Consider the following 14297-nt stretch of genomic DNA (forward strand, 5'->3'; position numbering starts at 1 on the left):
TTTCGTCTATTTTTCGGTCGAGATGAGGCCGCGCACGAACCAGCGCTGCATCAGGATCACGACGATGAGCGGCGGCGTCATGATGAGCAGCGTCCCGGCCATGGCGACGTTCCAGTCGGGAAGGCCGAATTCGGACGGGATCAGCGTCCTGAGCTCGGTGACGGCGATGCCGAAATTCGGATCGGTCGTGACGAGGAGGGGCCAGAGATACTGGTTCCACGCCCAGACGAACATGATGGTGAACAGCGCGATCATGTTGGAGCGCGACAGCGGCACCAGCACGTCCCAGAAGAAGCGCAGCGGCCCCGAACCGTCCATCTTGGCGGCCTCGGCGAGTTCCTCGGGGATCGTCAGATAGAACTGGCGATAGAGGAAGGTGCCGGTGGCGGTCGCGACCAGCGGCAGCACGAGGCCCGGATAAGAATTGAGCAGGCCCCATTGCAGCTTGATCTGCACGCCGGCCAGATGGGCGGCGAGCCAGGTGACGCCGGTGACGTCGAGGATCGCCTGGAACGGTGCCAGCGCATTGGCGGCCACGGCATAAGTCGGCACGATGCGCACTTCGAGCGGCAGCATCAGCGTGACGAAGATGGCCCAGAAGATCAGCGAGCGGCCGGGGAAGCGGAAATAGACGATCGAGAACGCCGCCATCGCCGACAGGATCACCTTGCCGCAGGCGACCGCCGTCGCGAAGATGACCGAGTTGAACAGCTTGCGGCCGAGATCGGCCCGGACCCACGCCTCGTGGATATTGGCCATGAAATCATGGCCAGGCATCAGCGGCATCGGCACGATGTTGACGGTCTTGATGTCGTGCGTCGCCGCGATGATGACGATCGCAAACGGCAGCAGCGCCGTCAGCAGCCCGACCAGCAGGATCAAATGGCAGACGACGTTGAAGATCGGGGTGCGCTCAACCATGGCCGCCTCACTTGTAGTGGATGCGCCGCTCGATGAAGCGGAACTGCACGATGGTAAGCAGGATGACCAGCACCATCAGGATGATCGACTGGGCGGCGGCGCCGGAATAGTCGAGGCCTTTGAAGCCGTCGAAATAGATCTTGTAGACCATGAGTTCGGTGGCGCGGGCCGGACCGCCCTGGGTCATGATGTCGACGATGCCGAAACTGTCTTGGAAGCTCTCGGTGATGTTGATGACGAGCAGGAAGAACAGCGTCGGCGTCAGCAGCGGCAATTGGATGTCGAAGACGCGGCGCAGCGGGCCGGAGCCGTCCATGGCCGCCGCCTCGATCATCGAGCGGGGAACGCCCTGCAGCGCCGAGAGGAAGAAGATGAAATTGTAGCCGATATATTTCCACGAGAAGGCGACGATGATGGCGATCATCGCGTCATTGCCGTCGAGCGCCGGATTCCAGACGTTCGGCCAGAGATGGTTGACGATGGAGAGAAGGCCGGCTTCCGGCGCCAGGATGAAGCGGAAGGCGAGGCCGAGCGCCGGCGCGGCGATGGCATAGGGCCAGACGAAGACCGAGCGATAGAGACTGTGACCCTTCATCTCGCGATCGGTCAACAGGGCGAGAACCAGCGCCACAACCATGGCGATCGCCGTCGAGCCCAGGCCGAAGACGAGGCTGCGCGTGATCGAATTCCAGTAGATCGGGTCCTTCAGCAGATGGGCGAAGTTCTGGAAGCCGACCCATTTATTGCCGCCACCCCAGGGCTGCTCCAGCGTGAAGGCCCAGAAGAGCGCCTGGCCGCCGGGCCAGTAGAAGAACACGAAGACCAGCAGCAGCATCGGCAGGGCGAAGAGCAGGCCGATGGTGGTCGACGAGAAGGTGACGCGCTTTTCCATGGGAATCTCGCCAAAAGCCCTCCCCCGGTGACGGGAGAGGGAGACGCGAAGTCGGGCCAGCTCTACGGCAGCTCTTTGCCTTCATAGGTTTGCTGGAAGCGGCGCAGGATGTCGTTGCCGCGGGCGGCCGCCTGGTCGAGCGAGGCCTGGACGTCTTCGTTCTTGATGAAGATCGCCTGCAGGCCGTTGGAGATTTCCTGGCGGATCTGCAGCAGGCCGCCGAGGCGGATGCCCGGATAGGAATTCGCATCGTCGGGCGTCGACGCCGTCAGGCTCTGGATCGCCAGCTCGCGGCCGGCATAGGGGGCCTTGTCGTAGAAGCCCTGCTTGACGAGGTAGTCGTAGCCCGAATTGCGGACCGGGATATAGCCGGTCACGGTCGACCAGGTCAGCGCTTCTTCCGGCTTGGCGATGAAGTTGAAGAAGGCGGCCGCGGCCTTGTAGTCCGCGTCCTGCTTGCCGGAAAGCACCCAGAGCGAGGCGCCGCCGACGAAGGAATGTTTGCGCTGCGTGCCTTCATAGACCGGCAGCATCGCGACGCCCCAGTTCAGGCCTTCCTTGGCGGTGCGGCCGATATTGCCATGGTCGCCGACCGAGGTCAGGATGGCCTGGCAATCACCGGCGGCGAAGGCCTCGACGAAGGTCTGCCCCGTCTCCTTCGACTTGATGACGGCGTAGCCGTTGTCGTACCAGCCCTTCCAGTCCTTGACGAACTGAACCCACTTGCCCTTGTTGAAGACCAGCTCGGCGTCGAGGCCCTCATAGCCGTTCTTCTTGGTGGCGATCGGCTCGCCGTGAACAGCGTTGAACTGCTCCTCGAACTGCCAGACTTCGTCGCGCGAGATGTTGAAGCCGAGCGGGCAGGTATAGCCCGCTTCCTTCAGCGCCTTGAAGTCGGCCGCGGCTTCTTCCCATGTCGCCGGCGCGTGATCCTTGCCGATCTTGGCGAAGGCGTCCTTGTTCCAGTAGAACAGCGCCGTCGAGGAATTGAAGGGGAACGAGTACATCTCGCCCTTCGAGGTCGCGTAATACGACTTGATGCCGGCGAAATAGTCGTTCCAGTCGACGTCGTACCCCATGTCCTTCATGAGCTTGTTCGCCGGGTAGAAGGCGCCCGAGAGCATGATGTCCAGCGTGCCGGCATCGGAGACCTGCGCGATGGTCGGCTGCTGGCCGGCGCGGAAGGCCGCGATCGTATTCTGCAGCGAGGCGTCGTAGGAGCCCTGCGAGGTGCAGACGACTTCATAGTCAGACTGCGAGGCGTTGAAGCGGTCGCACTGCTCCTGGACGCGCTTGGCGATATCGCCCGAATTGCCGAACCAGAAATCGATCTTGTGCTTTTCGGCGGCGGCCGGACCGGCCAGGAAGGCGGCCAACGCAAACGCGCTGACAGCGCCGAGAATCTTGGCGTTCATGAGAACCTCGCGAAGAGATGGAGCGCCGCTCCCGGCGCGACGGCCACCGCTTAGCTCATTAGGACGCCTGATAGTAATGAAGATTCAATGACATGCCGGCTTATTGTTAGCCAGCTCTCCAATAACTCATACCCGGCCTGTCTCCGAAATTCCGGCGAGTGACGGGACTGCACGCCGGGTCTCAGAGCACCCGCAAGGACGGATCGCGTACATAGCGAAGATAGGAGCGTACCTTCCGGAAGCCGCCCTGGTCGGCGAACATCCGCTCGGCTTCTTCGTCCGAGATGAAGGGCAGCACGACGGTATCGTCGCCGGGACGCCAATCCGCCGGCGTCGCGACACGGTATTTCGACGAGAGCTGCAGCGCGTCGAGCACCCGCAGGATCTCGTCGAAGCTGCGCCCCACCGAGGCCGGATAGGTCAGCATCAGTTCCACCCGCCTGGCGGGCGAGATGATGAAGACGCTGCGGACTGCCATGGTCTGGCCGAGCGCGGCGCCGTGGCGGAAATTCGTCGCGTCGAGCATGCCGAACAGCATCGCCACGCGGCGGTCCTTGTCGGCGATGATCGGGAAATCGACCGTGGTATGCTGCGTCTCGTTGATGTCGGCGATCCAGCGTTCGTGCTCCTCCTCGCCGTCGACGCTCAATCCGATGACCTTGGTGGAGCGCTTGCGCCATTCGTCGCCGAGCCGCGCCGTCGCACCGAATTCGGTCGTGCAGACCGGCGTGAAATCCGACGGGTGCGAGAACAGGATGCACCAGGAATCGCCGATGAATTCGTGGAAGCGGATCGGCCCGAGGCTGGTATCGGCGACGAAATCGGGAACGCTGTCGCCGATGCGGATATAGCCTTGCTTGCGTAGCTGCTCCTCGGTGCGAAGGAAGGCGGCGTCGGGGCCGGCATAGCTGAATTCGAATGCCCGCCCCGATGCTTCGCCGGCTTCGGGAAGCAGCGTCTGGTATTCATGGTCCAGCAGCTTGACCGTCCGGCCCTTGATCGTTCCCGCAAAGACGAAGTCGCCATCGGGTCCGCGCACCAGCGGCAGGTCGAAACGGAAGGAGCTGTCGCCGAGGAACTCCTCTTCGGCCGTCGTGTTCTGCCGCTGCAACAGCTTGTTGCGATGGGGAAAGCGGCCGAAGCGCTTGATGACCGCGACATGCCGGTGAAAGATCTCGTGGAAGGCGTTGAGCGGGTCGTCGGACGCCAGTTGCTCCATTGCCCGGCCCCACTCCTCCATGCAGAGATACTGGTCCTCCAGCGCCTCCGAATGGGTGAGGACGAGGCAGAGGAAGACGCGCTCGACCGGCTTCAGCTTCTCGGCGATGCCGACCCGAAGCCCGCGCTTCACCAGGGTGAGGCAGCGCGCATCGGTCGCATACATCTGCGCCGTGTCGCGATACATGTTGCGCGGGAACTGGTCGAGCATGATGACCAGGGCGACCAGGAGGCGCGGATGATCGACGTTCAGCGCCCAGTTGTCATAATGGCCACGCGAGGCGAGCGCGACGTCGGCGCCGAAGCGGCTCCAGATCTCCTGGTCCGTCTGTTCGGACTTTCCGAACCACAGGTTCAGGCAGTCCTCGATGCTCGGCCGCAGCATATAGGCCAGGACCTCCTCGGCCTTGTCGAGTTCGGGGGTGTCCAGCTCGAGGCGCTCGTTCTGCAGCAGGATGCGCAATTCGCGCTGCAATGTTTCGAGATCGGCTCCGGACAGCGCCTCGCGCTCGTCGAGTCCCGCGAGGATCACCTTGAGGAATTGCTGGATCAGCGGCCCGGCGCCGGGATTGAGGGCGGCAAACCGGTCATTCGTCTGGCGCAACCGGCGGACCAGCGTCTTCATGAAGGTGCCGGCGAGGCCCGGATTGGTCTGCGACGCGGCCAGGAACTCGGCATAGGTGGTGAGGAGGCATTGCGTGTCGCTGAGCGCCCGCACGCTCGCCGATCGGGGACCGGGATCGATCAGGCTCATCTCGCCAAAGACGTCGCCCGGCTCCAGCTTGCCGACGATCCGCCGCTTCTCGCCCTTGCCGATGCTGACTTCCGCGGATCCGCTGACGATCAGATAGGCTGTGTCTCCGGCGTCCCCTTCGGAGATGATCGTGTCCCCGGCCCTGAAATTGACAGTCTGCATCGTACCGAACTCGTTGTTGGGGCCTTCCCGCCCGCTGGAAAGCTAGAAGGAATCTCGTGGCGGCGAAAGGGCCGCGGCAGACAGCTGGCGGCCCACAAAGACGATGCCCATAAGGCCGTCGGCGCCCTATCATGGCGGCATGTCACGCTCCGAACGCCTGCTCACCTTGCTTCAGGCCTTGCGCCGCCATCGGCGGCCAGTGAGCGGGCGCGCGCTGGCCGAGGAGCTCGATGTCAGCCTGCGCACGCTCTATCGGGACGTCGCGACGCTGCAGGCGCAGGGCGCCGACATCCAGGGCGAAGCGGGCATCGGCTATGTGCTGAAGCCCGGCTTCATGCTGCCGCCGCTGATGTTCTCGGAGGAGGAGATCGAGGCCTTCGTGCTCGGCATGCGCTTCGTGGCGAGCCATGGCGATCCGGCGCTGCGCCACGCGGCGGAGGGCGTCCTCGCCAAGGTCGCGACCGTGCTGCCGGCCGATCTGAAGGCCGGGCTGGACGGTTCGACGCTGCTGGCCAGCGGAATGAAACAGGCCGGCGAGCGTATCGATCTCGCCCTTGTCCGCAAGGCGATCCGCAGTGAGCACAAGGCCATCATCGCTTATGCCGATGGCGCGGGGCAGGCCAGCGAGCGGACGATCTGGCCTTTCGCGATCGGCTTTTTCGAGAAGGTGCGCGTTCTGGTCGCCTGGTGCGAACTGCGCCAGGATTTCCGCCACTTCCGCACCGACCGGATCGAGAGCATCGCCATCCTCGACGAACGCTATCCGAGCCGCCGCGCGGGGCTGCTCAAGACCTGGCGCGAGAAGGAGGGGCTGCAGCATCATACTGACAGAAACTGACAGCATGAACGCGTAGATCCACCCCGTCAGCAACGACGGAGGCCGGTCATGGCAAATCTCAATCTCATCGTTCTCTATGTCGAGGATCCCGCGGTGAGCACCGCGTTCTATGAAAAGCTGCTCGGCGCCGCGCCGCTGGTGACGTCGCCCAATTTCCATGCCTTCCCCATGGCGGGGAATGGCATGCTCGGCCTCTGGCGCAAGAGCCACGTCAAGCCAGAGCCGGTCGGATCGGGCGCCGCCAACGAGATCGGCATCATGCTGTCGGACGCCGACGCCATAACCGCCTGCTATCAGAGCTGGGTCGCAGCCGGCATCGATATCGAGCAGGAACTGGCTACGCTGGATTTCGGGCCCACCTTCGTCGCGCGCGATCCGGATGGTCACCGCATCCGCGTCTGCCTGTTCGACAACTAAGCGCCATGCGCTTCTGGATCGGCGTCGCTTCGGCGGATCATGTCGCCATCGGCCGGGCCGGCGGCTTCGCGCAGCTCGGCCATGGAAAGGCGGCGCCGCTGAAGCGCCTGCGGCCCGGCGACGGCATCGCCTATTATTCGCCGGTGCGAAAGCTCGGTGGTGCCGAGCGGGTCCAGGCCTTCACGGCCATCGGCATCGTGCGGCCCGGCGAGATCTATCCGGCGGTGCTGGGCGAGGACTTCGTCTGTTCCCGCCGCGATATCGACTGGCTGGCGGGCCGGGACGCGCCGATCGCGCCGCTGCTCGACAGGCTCACCCTCACCAGGGGCAAGCGGAACTGGGGCTATGCCTTCCGCTTCGGGCTGGTCGAGATCGACGAGGCGGATTTCCGCCTCATCGCGGAAGCGATGGCGGCGAACTGGCCCGGCGATACGCTCAAAGCGTGACGCCGAGCCGCTCCGTCCACACGAGCCCTTCGAGCGTGTCGCCGCGCGGCTTGTATTCGCAGCCGACCCAGCCGGCATAGCCGAGCGCCTCGAGCTCCAGGAGGATGGCGGGATAGGATATCTCGCCCTCGTCCGGCTCGTTGCGGCTCGGCACCGCGGCGATCTGCACATGGCCGATCAGCGGGAAGAAGCGGCGCAGCCGCATGATCACATCGCCGCTCGCGACGCCGACATGATAGACGTCGAACATCAACCGCACATTCGGCGCGCCGACGCTGTCGATGATCTCGGCCGCCTCCTCGACGGTCGAATAGAAATAGCCCGGCGCGTCGCGTGGATTGAGCGGTTCGAGCAGCAGCGTCACGCCGAAACGCCGCGCCTCCTCGGCCGCCCGCTTCAGATTGGCGACCAGCGTCGCGCGGGATTGGGAACTCACGGGCACGGCACCCGCCATGGCATGCACCATGGTCGCGCCGGTCGCCGCGCAATAGGCGAGCGATTGCGCGACCGCCGCTTCGAACCCAGCCTCCCGGCCCGGCAACGCGCCGAGGCCGAAATCGCCCGCCGCGCGGTCGCCCGGCGACGTGTTGATGCCGGTGAGCACGACGTCCGCCGCCTCGCATGCCTGCGCGAGCGCCTCGGCCGGTACGTCATAGGGCCAGTGCAGCTCGATCGCGCGGAAACCCGCGCGGCCAGCCGCCTCGATCCGGCCGAGCAGCGGCAGCTCGGGAAAGAGGAAGCCGAGATTGGCGCTGAAGCCCTTCATCGCATACCCCTTTTGATTGATCGTTTCGCCAGCCTCGCCCCACGCTGCGGCGTCATCCCGGGCTTGACCCGGGATCCGTACAGCCGAGGTGCGATACGATCAGACACCTCAGGCTAAATGGATCCCGGCTTTCGCCGGGATGACGGCGGAATGGACCTCAGGCGACGAAGCTTCCGCCGAGTTCGTCTTCGATATGGGCGCGGATGATCTCGTCGAAGTTCTTCTCCGCGCGGAAACCGAGCTCATGGGCGCGGCGCGTGTCGAAATTCGTCGCCCAGCCATCGACGATCTTGATGATGACCGGATCAGGCACGCGCTTGATGCGCGCCGCGACGTTCGCGCCGGCAATGCGGGTCAGCGCCTCGATTTCGTCACCGACCGTGCAGGAAAGACCGGGCATCGAGATGGCGCGGCGCGGGCCGATCGCCTCGCCGGACAGCGTCGCGGCATGCTTCAGGAAGCCGACGGCGGCGCGCGGCGATGCGAACCAGTGGCGCACGCTCTCGGAGACCGGCAGAACGGCCTCTTCGCCGTTCAGCGGCTCGCGGATGATATTGGAGAAGAAGCCCGACGCCGCCTTGTTCGGCTTGCCCGGCCGAACGCAGATCGTCGGCAGGCGGATCGCGACGCCATCGAAGAAGCCACGGCGCGAATAGTCGGAGAGCAGCAGCTCGCCGATCGCCTTCTGCGTGCCATAGCTCGTCAACGGCGTCGTGAAGAACTCGTCGGGGATCGTCTGCGGGAACGGCGACCCGAACACGGCGATCGACGAGGTGAAGACGATGCGTGGCTTATAGCCGTCGCCGATCAGACGGATCGCATCGAACAGATCGCGCGTGCCGTCGAGATTGATGCGGTAGCCCTTGTCGAAATCGGCCTCGGCCTCGCCGGAGACGATCGCGGCAAGATGGAAGATCATATCCGGCCGGTCAGCGACGAGCTTGGCCGCCGTGCCGGGCGACGACAAATCGGCGGCGAGGCGGTCGACCGTCCCGGAAAAGCCGGCGGGAGCGGAGGGCTCGACGACATCGACCAGCGACAGCCGGTCGACCGGCTTGCCGCCGATACCGCCGTCGGCGACGATCGCATCGGTGAGCTTGCGCCCCACCATTCCGGCCGCGCCGATGATCAGGACATGCATTTTCGTTCCTCCGCCATATTTTCCTTCCGCTTGATCACAGCCCGGCCGCCGATGCAAGCGGCCTTCAGCGCCACATGCCGCGCATGCGCGCCTTGAGATCCACCGGATCGGTCCGGGTGGCCCCGGCCGGCGCGATGGACGCCGTCGCCGCCGGCCACATCACGGGCTCGAACAGGCCGACCAGCGGAGGCGGAATGAATCGCGTGCGGCTTGCGTAAAGGTGGCGGTCGCCACCGCTTCTCTGCTGGGTCACATAGAAGCGCTGCGGCACGACGAGATGAAGATCGTCCTTGGCGCGGGTCATCGCGACATAGAGCAGCCGCCTTTCCTCATCGATCTCGGCCGACGTCCCGGTGCCTAGATCGGAGGGAATGCAGCCGTCGACGACGTTGAGCACGAAGACCTGCCGCCATTCCTGGCCCTTGGCCGAATGGATCGTCGAGAGGATGAGATAGTCCTCGTCGAGATACGGCACGCCGGCCTGGTCGCTGGTCGCCGCCGGAGGATCGAGCGTCAACTCCGTCAGGAAACGCTCCCGCGAGGGGTAGCCGGCCGCGATCTGCTCAAGCTGGACCAGATCGGCGAGGCGAACTGCCGCGTCCTCATGGGCCCGCTCCAGATGCGGCTGATACCAGTTCCGCACCGCCTCCATCTCGGCCGGCCAGCCGGCGCCCCGATGGCGCAGCGCCCCGAAGAGTTCGGCGAAGGCATGCCAATCGGCGGCCGCGCGCGCTGGCGGTTCGAAATTCGCCAGCTCGGTAAAGGGGTCGGCGCTCGCCGCCATCTGGTCGAGCAGCCGGCCTGCCGTCGCCGGACCAATGCCCGGCAGCAGCAGCAGGACGCGGAATGCCGCGACGCGGTCGCGCGGGTTCTCCGCGAGGCGCAGCAGTGCGAGGCAATCCTTCACATGCGCCGCATCGAGGAATTTGAGGCCGCCGAACTTGACGAAGGGGATGTTGCGCCGCGTCAGTTCGACCTCGAGCGGGCCGGAATGATGCGAAGCGCGGAACAGCACCGATTGATCTTTCAGCGTCAGGCCGCGTTCGCGCGCCTCAAGAACTTCGCTGACGATATAGAGTGCCTGATCGGCTTCATCGCGGACCGTCACAAGGCGTGGCCTGCCTCCCGATTGCCGGTCGGTCCAGAGATTCTTGGTGTAGCGCTCGCCGGCCAGCGCGATGACGCCGTTCGAGGCGGCGAGGATCGACGCCGTCGATCGATAGTTCCGCTCCAGCGTCATCACCGTCGCGGGCGGCGTGAAACTCCCCGGAAAATCGAGAATGTTGCGGACTGTGGCGGCGCGAAAGGAATAGATCGACTGCGCATCGTCGCCGACAACGGTCAGACCGGCTCCGTCCGGCTTCAGGGCCATCAGGATCGAAGCCTGCAGGCGGTTGGTGTCCTGATATTCGTCCACCAGCACATGATCGAAGCGCCCCGCAACCGAGGCGGCGACTTCCGCCTCGCCCATCAGCGCGGCCCAGTAGAGCAGCAGATCATCATAATCGAGCACGTTCTGGCTCTGCTTCGCTTCGACATAGGCAGCGAAGAGCCCCTTCAACTCGTCCTTCCACATGGCGCACCACGGAAACACCTCGGTGAGCGCGTTGTCGAGTTCCATGCCCGCATTGACCACGCGCGAGTAGATGGCGAGGCAGGTACCCTTGGATGGAAAACGGCTCGCCTTGGCGGAGAGCCCGAGTTCATGACGGACGAGGTTCATCAGATCGGACGAATCCTCGCGATCATGGATCGTGAAGGCCGGATCGAGGCCGATCGAAGGGGCATAGTCGCGCAGCAGCCGCGCGCCGATGCCGTGGAAGGTACCCGACCAGGCGAGCGCGTCGGTCATTGCCGCCGCCTTGTCGGCAAGGACATGGGCGGCGATGCGCTCGACGCGCCGCGCCATTTCGGCGGCGGCGCGGCGGGAAAAGGTCATGAGCAGGATGCGGCGCGGATCGGCGCCGCTGACGATGAGATGGGCAACGCGGTGGGCCAGGGTGTTGGTCTTGCCAGAGCCGGCGCCAGCGATAACCAGCAACGGCCCCGCCCCCGGCTCGCTCACGCCGAACTCCACCGCGCGGCGCTGTTCGTCGTTGAGCCGGGCGAGATGGGGAGCGGACATGTCCGGGAGAAAACCTTGCGCGAATCGGCGGTCGGATGCTCAGAATGGAACACGTTTCGTGTTTTGTTCGCAATCGACGATCGGGCTATGCTGCATTGTTGCAGTGCTGGAGCAGCGTGGGCAGTAGACATTGGTTCCGATATGAATGTCCGAACTGAAGCGGTCATTCACCTTCAACGGCAGTGCACATTGAACTTCGCGGCGCAGCATGCCACCATCCGCGCGTTTTCAGGGCCTCCGGCCGGACAGGCAAGTCGCGGGGCATAAAGAGGATTTCATGGCGAACGCAAAGATCGTCCCGGTCATTCTGGCTGGTGGTTCCGGAACGCGGCTCTGGCCGGTCTCGCGCGACAGCATGCCGAAGCAGTTCCTGGCTCTCGGCGGAAAGCACACCTTCTATCAGCAGACCCTGCTCCGCGTTCCAGGAGCCAGCGACACCGTCGCGGCGCCGATCATCGTCACCAGCGAGGATTTCCGCTTCTTCGCGCGCCGCCAGGCGGCGGAACTCGGCATCGACGCGACGATCGTGCTGGAGCCAGCACGGCGGGATTCCGCAGCCGCGATCTTCACGGCCGCCCAAATCGCCGCCAACCTCTATGGCGAAGATTGCCTGGTCCTGGCGCTCGCCGCCGATCACCTGGTTCCCGATGTGGAGCTCTTCCGCAATGCGCTGCTCGCAGCCGCCGAGGTGGCGCAGGACGGGTACATCGTCACCTTCGGCATCAAGCCGACCGAGCCGCGCACCAGCTATGGCTACATCAAGCCGGGTGCAGCGCTCGGCACCGCCGGCGCCTCCCGCGTCGCCTCTTTCGTCGAGAAGCCGGATAGGGAGACGGCCGAACGCTATCTCGCCGAAGGCTATCTCTGGAATTCTGGCAATTTCATCTTCCCGGCGTCGCTGATGCTGGCTGAAGCCGAACGCTTCGAGCCTGCGATCCTTGCCGGTACCACGGCCGCGATCGAGGCTGCCAAGGAGGACATCGGCTTCATCCGCCTCGACAAGGCCGCCTTTGCCACCATCCCCGCCAAGTCCATCGATTATGCGGTGCTGGAGCGGACCGATAAGGCCGCGGTGATCGAGGGACGCTTCGCCTGGTCGGATATCGGTTCCTGGGACGCGGTACGCGAACTCGGCCCCGTTCTCGACGGCGGTAACGTCACGCATGGTCCGGTGTCGCTGCTCGACAGCCATGACGTCTTCATCCATTCGGAGGGTCCGCTCGTCACCGGCATCGGCCTCGAGGGGATCACCGTCGTCGCCTCGGACGACGCCATCCTCGTCATGCCGTCGAACCGCAGCCAGGACGTCAAGGATCTGGTCGCCGGGCTGAAGGCCGAGAAGCGCAACGAGGCCAACGAGCACATCCGCATCCATCGCCCGTGGGGCACCTATGAGACGATCTGCCGGGGCGAGCGCTTCCATGTGAAGAAGATCGTCGTCGAGCCGGGCGCGATCCTGTCGCTGCAGAAGCACCATCACCGTGCCGAGCATTGGGTGATCGTCAAGGGGACGGCCGAGGTCACGCAGGGCGACCGGACCTATATCGTCAACGAGAATCAGTCGACCTATCACCCGATCGGCGAGATCCACCGTGTCGCCAATCCGGGCAAGATCCCGCTGGAACTCATCGAGGTCCAGACCGGCTCCTATCTCGGCGAGGACGACATCGTCCGCTACGAGGACGTCTATAACCGCGCCTAGCGCGAGAAGCGGCCGGCGCTGCTGCGCCGGCCGCTTTCACGATCATTTCTCCAGTCGGGCAATGAGGCTCGACGTATCCCAACGCTTCCCGCCCATCGCCTGCACATCGGCATAGAACTGGTCGACCAGCGCCGTCATCGGCAGCTTGGCGCCGTTGGTCCGCGCCTCGTCGAGGCAGATGCCGAGATCCTTGCGCATCCAGTCGACGGCGAAACCGAAGTCGAACTTGCCGGCATTCATCGTCTTGTAGCGGTTCTCCATCTGCCAGGACTGGGCCGCGCCCTTGGAGATCACCTCGACCACCGCCTCGACGTCAAGCCCGGCGCGCTTGCCAAAATGCAGCGCCTCGGCGAGACCCTGCACGACGCCGGCAATGCAGATCTGGTTCATCATCTTGGCGAGCTGGCCTGATCCGACCGGACCCAGGAGACTGCAGGCGCGGGCATAGCTGCGGATGACAGGCTCCACGGCCGCGAAATATCCCGCCTCGCCGCCGCACATCACCGTCAGCGCGCCATTCTCGGCGCCCGCCTGGCCGCCCGAGACCGGCGCATCGACAAAGCCGGCGCCGATTGCCAGGGCCGCGGCATGGAGTTCGCGCGCAACATCGGCAGAAGCCGTCGTGTGATCGACGAAAACCGCGCCCTTGGCGAGACCCGCGAAGGCCCCATCCGGCCCGATCGTCACCTGGCGCAGATCATCGTCATTGCCGACACAGCAAAAGACGATTTCCTGTCCGAGCGCCGCCTCGCGCGGCGTGGCGGCAAAGCGACCGCCATGCTCGCCGACCCAACGCTCAGCCTTGGCCAAGGTCCGGTTATAGACGGTCACCTCGTGACCCGCCGCCTTCAGGTGCCTAGCCATGGGATAACCCATCACGCCAAGCCCGAGAAACGCCACTTTCGCCATAGGATCCGCTCCGTCGCCTCGTTCCGTTTGAAATCGAGGCAGTAGCGGCCGCACCCGTCCTCGGCAAGCGGTGAGTGGGGTCCAAAGGATCGATTTGCCGGATCGTGCGTTGGATCATCACCCGCGATGCGGACAACAGAAGGAGGGTGTCATGAGTTTCGTCGATGTACCCACGACAACCGTCATCGAACGCGAGATCGATCCGGCGCTTGCCGACAAGATGGAAGCTGGCCGCCTGAACGGCTCCAGCCGCCTTGCCACGTTGCGCGAGGAACGTTCACTTTCCGCCACCGATCTCGCCCGGCTTGCGGGCCTTTCCCATGACGAGATCATCGCATTCGAGAGCGGCAAGCCGCTCGGCGCGATGGAACTCCACGCGATCGCCGCCGCGCTCGACGTGCCCGCCGACATGCTGGTGGATTGAGAGCAAGGATAAGGGGGACCATGCTTGCCTGCCGGGCCGTTGCTATTCCCCAAGGGCCAGGCGAGCAATATCCTCGACTTCATGCAGGAGACGGATATCAGCGCGTTGGCTGCGGATTTGCATGCGCTCGGCGAGCAATTGGCGGAGCAGGGCGTCGAGGTGTGACC

General features: G+C 64.7%; 14 protein-coding genes. 6 read left to right on the forward strand and 8 right to left on the reverse strand.

Annotated elements, in window-relative coordinates; all coding sequences use genetic code 11:
• Positions 1-6 precede the first annotated feature (6 nt).
• The 4 genes from OSH05_RS08740 to OSH05_RS25250 all read right to left on the reverse strand — a co-directional run bounded on the left by OSH05_RS08740 (position 7) and on the right by OSH05_RS25250 (position 5362).
• The gene (locus OSH05_RS08740; protein ID WP_104219563.1) at positions 7-921 is read right to left on the reverse strand and encodes an ABC transporter permease subunit; all 915 of its coding nucleotides are present in this window, start codon (positions 919-921) and stop codon (positions 7-9) included.
• 7 nt (positions 922-928) lie between these two features.
• Positions 929-1813 (reverse strand): carbohydrate ABC transporter permease, encoded by an 885-nt coding sequence (locus tag OSH05_RS08745; RefSeq protein ID WP_104219562.1) that lies wholly within the window; start codon positions 1811-1813, stop codon positions 929-931.
• Between the two features lie 62 nt (positions 1814-1875).
• Positions 1876-3228 (reverse strand): extracellular solute-binding protein, encoded by a 1353-nt coding sequence (locus OSH05_RS08750; RefSeq protein WP_104219561.1) that lies wholly within the window; start codon positions 3226-3228, stop codon positions 1876-1878.
• 181 nt (positions 3229-3409) lie between these two features.
• The gene (locus OSH05_RS25250; protein ID WP_104219560.1) at positions 3410-5362 is read right to left on the reverse strand and encodes a DUF924 family protein; all 1953 of its coding nucleotides are present in this window, start codon (positions 5360-5362) and stop codon (positions 3410-3412) included.
• Between the two features lie 139 nt (positions 5363-5501).
• On the opposite strand from OSH05_RS25250, the gene OSH05_RS08765 reads away from it, so the two are divergent.
• The 3 genes from OSH05_RS08765 to OSH05_RS08775 are packed head-to-tail and all read left to right on the forward strand — an operon-like array spanning position 5502 to position 7063.
• The gene (locus OSH05_RS08765; RefSeq protein WP_104219559.1) at positions 5502-6200 is read left to right on the forward strand and encodes a helix-turn-helix transcriptional regulator; all 699 of its coding nucleotides are present in this window, start codon (positions 5502-5504) and stop codon (positions 6198-6200) included.
• Between the two features lie 48 nt (positions 6201-6248).
• Positions 6249-6617 carry a VOC family protein gene (locus tag OSH05_RS08770; RefSeq protein ID WP_104219558.1) on the forward strand — a complete coding sequence of 123 codons (369 nt, stop codon included), beginning with the start codon at positions 6249-6251 and terminating at the stop codon, positions 6615-6617.
• A gap of 5 nt (positions 6618-6622) precedes the next feature.
• Entirely contained in the window at positions 6623-7063 is a 441-nt protein-coding gene (locus tag OSH05_RS08775) for an EVE domain-containing protein (RefSeq protein ID WP_104219557.1), read from the forward strand.
• Here OSH05_RS08775 and OSH05_RS08780 read toward each other — a convergent pair.
• The 3 genes from OSH05_RS08780 to OSH05_RS08790 all read right to left on the reverse strand — a co-directional run bounded on the left by OSH05_RS08780 (position 7053) and on the right by OSH05_RS08790 (position 11095).
• Complete coding sequence (locus tag OSH05_RS08780) at positions 7053-7829, reverse strand: hydroxypyruvate isomerase family protein (RefSeq protein WP_104219556.1); 777 nt, start codon at positions 7827-7829, stop codon at positions 7053-7055. The genes OSH05_RS08775 and OSH05_RS08780 overlap by 11 nt on opposite strands.
• A gap of 157 nt (positions 7830-7986) precedes the next feature.
• Positions 7987-8970 carry a D-erythronate dehydrogenase gene (denD, locus tag OSH05_RS08785; RefSeq protein WP_104219555.1) on the reverse strand — a complete coding sequence of 328 codons (984 nt, stop codon included), beginning with the start codon at positions 8968-8970 and terminating at the stop codon, positions 7987-7989.
• A gap of 64 nt (positions 8971-9034) precedes the next feature.
• Positions 9035-11095 carry an ATP-dependent helicase gene (locus OSH05_RS08790; RefSeq protein WP_104219554.1) on the reverse strand — a complete coding sequence of 687 codons (2061 nt, stop codon included), beginning with the start codon at positions 11093-11095 and terminating at the stop codon, positions 9035-9037.
• 277 nt (positions 11096-11372) lie between these two features.
• Between OSH05_RS08790 and OSH05_RS08795 the strand changes: the two genes are divergently transcribed.
• Positions 11373-12797, forward strand: a complete 1425-nt coding sequence (locus OSH05_RS08795; protein ID WP_104219553.1) for a mannose-1-phosphate guanylyltransferase/mannose-6-phosphate isomerase — start codon at positions 11373-11375, stop codon at positions 12795-12797.
• 42 nt (positions 12798-12839) lie between these two features.
• Here OSH05_RS08795 and OSH05_RS08800 read toward each other — a convergent pair whose 3' ends face one another.
• Positions 12840-13706, reverse strand: coding sequence for an NAD(P)-dependent oxidoreductase (locus OSH05_RS08800; RefSeq protein WP_104219552.1), 867 nt, complete (start codon positions 13704-13706; stop codon positions 12840-12842).
• A 151-nt stretch (positions 13707-13857) separates the two neighbouring features.
• On the opposite strand from OSH05_RS08800, the gene OSH05_RS08805 reads away from it, so the two are divergent.
• Both OSH05_RS08805 and OSH05_RS08810 read left to right on the forward strand, forming a co-directional pair.
• Positions 13858-14130, forward strand: a complete 273-nt coding sequence (locus OSH05_RS08805; RefSeq protein ID WP_104219551.1) for a helix-turn-helix domain-containing protein — start codon at positions 13858-13860, stop codon at positions 14128-14130.
• 24 nt (positions 14131-14154) lie between these two features.
• Entirely contained in the window at positions 14155-14295 is a 141-nt protein-coding gene (locus OSH05_RS08810) for a hypothetical protein (RefSeq protein ID WP_165801607.1), read from the forward strand.
• Positions 14296-14297: the final 2 nt, after the last annotated feature.

It is taken from the genome of Kaistia algarum (assembly GCF_026343945.1).
Classification (GTDB): Bacteria; Pseudomonadota; Alphaproteobacteria; order Rhizobiales; family Kaistiaceae; genus Kaistia; species Kaistia algarum.